The sequence below is a fragment of the Methylobacterium sp. WL103 genome (assembly GCF_008039885.1).
GTDB lineage: Bacteria > Pseudomonadota > Alphaproteobacteria > Rhizobiales > Beijerinckiaceae > Methylobacterium > Methylobacterium cerastii.
This window is the reverse complement of record NZ_VRUX01001018.1, coordinates 1-929: the sequence shown is the minus strand read 5'-3', so window position 1 is coordinate 929 and position 929 is coordinate 1. Positions and strand designations below refer to the sequence as shown.

The window sequence follows — 929 nt, the reverse complement described above, 5'->3', positions numbered from 1 at the left end:
GCGCCGCGTCCGCTGGCCGGGTCCGCCCGGCGCTGAACCCATCCGGGTCGAACGGCCCGCGTTCGGTTGCCCGCGGGGTGCCGCCGGCGATACCGTGGGCGCATGACCCGCACCCGATTCCAGACCTTCGACGACCCGAGCCACCGCAAGGGGCCTGAGCGCGTCGCGGCCCTCCGCGCCGCCTTGCGCGAGGCTGGAATCGACGGCTTCGTCGTGCCCCGCGCCGACGAGCACCAATCCGAATACGTCCCGGCCAACGCCGAGCGGCTCGCCTGGCTCACCGGCTTCACCGGCTCGGCCGGCACCGCCGTGATCCTGGCCGAGGCCGCAGCACTCATGGTCGACGGGCGCTACACCATCCAGGCGCCGGAACAGGTCGACCCGGGCGTCGTCACGGTCGTTCCCCTCGCCGAGAGCACCGCCGAGGCCTGGATCGGCCGGACCCTGCGGCGCGGCGCAGTGCTCGGCTACGACCCGTGGCTGCACACCCCCGACGGGGTCGCCCGCCTCGAGCGCGCGGCCGCCAAGGCCGGCGCCTCGGTGAAGGCGCTATCGGAGAACCCGGTGGACGCGGTCTGGGCCGGCCGCCCGAAGCCGCCGGCGGGCCGCGTGATCGCGCATCCGCTCGACTTCGCCGGCGAAACCGCGAGCGACAAGATCGCGCGCATCCGCGTGGAGCTGGAGGCCGGCCAGTGCGACGCGCTGGTGATCTCCGATCCCCACAACCTCGCCTGGGCGTTCAACCTGCGCGGCGGCGACGTCGGGCACACGCCGCTGGCGCTGGGCTACGCCATCCTGCCACGCGAGGGGCGGCCGCGGCTGTTCTTGGTGTCGCACGACGTGACGGAGGAGGCGCGGGCGGCGCTCGCCCCGGTCGCCGACATCGCCTCGCGGGACGACTTCGAGCCGGCGCTCGGCGAGCTCGCCGG

The 929-nt window shown here is 75.1% G+C and carries 1 protein-coding gene; it reads left to right on the top strand.

Going from position 1 to position 929, the window contains the following annotated elements:
- Positions 1-102 precede the first annotated feature (102 nt).
- Positions 103-929: aminopeptidase P family N-terminal domain-containing protein (locus FV222_RS27460; RefSeq protein ID WP_187277511.1), on the top strand; the 827-nt coding region annotated here is incomplete at its 3' end.